Annotated in this window: 1 protein-coding gene; it reads right to left on the minus strand. The window is 53.0% G+C overall.

The window, feature by feature from the left end:
* The coding region (locus H8S64_RS22230; RefSeq protein WP_186978738.1) for a ParA family protein at positions 1 to 717 on the minus strand (717 nt) is incomplete at its 3' end.
* Between the last annotated feature and the right edge of the window lie 42 nt (positions 718 to 759).

Here is a 759-nt window from a genome sequence, read left to right on the forward strand (position 1 = left end):
CGGGCGGCTGGCGGGAAAGAGCGTGGAGCGGAACACCGCCTTTTTATCCGCCACCAGTTCCTTTTTGTAGCGTTTGGTATCGGGGATAAAGGTTTTCATCAGCGGCAGTTCCAGTTCCTTAATGGTCTTGTCGTAGGCGGTGTAAAGGTCTGTTTTCTCCCTACCGTCCACCATGTTCCAAAAGAGGTACAGCCCGGCAAGTCGGCAGGCTTCATTCCTCACCAATAGCTTTTGGATAGCCATTGCGAACGACAGGCTGCTTTCCAGCACCACCTTGTCGGCTGAAATGGGGGTGAAAATGTAGTCCATGCCCGCAAGGGAGTTTATCACGCCCTCGCTGTTCACCGTGCCGGGCAGGTCGAAAAACACTATATCCGGCACGTGTCCGGCGGCTATATGTTCGTCAGCCGTTGCAATCGCCTTTTCAGGTGAACTGCACAATACCGGGTAGGCTTTCTTCCCCAGCCGGGTGAACTGCTCATACGCCATTCGCTTGTAATCTTCATCCGCCCCGACCTGCTCGGCATCCCGCTTTCGCATCCCGGCAATGGAGTGTTGCGGGTAGTCGCAATCGACCACCGCCACATCGTAGCCTTTGAGGTAGTATAGGTAACTCGCCGCCAGCACGGTAAAGGTGGTTTTGCCGACCCCGCCCTTTTGGGTGGAAAAGGCGACATAAAGGGGTGTTTTCTCGTTTTCCATATTGCTTCCGTTCATTATTGGTTGATAGATTTGTTTATTGCTTTCAATCATTCATTC

Source organism: Butyricimonas hominis, assembly GCF_014287455.1.
Taxonomy (GTDB): Bacteria; Bacteroidota; Bacteroidia; order Bacteroidales; family Marinifilaceae; genus Butyricimonas; species Butyricimonas muris.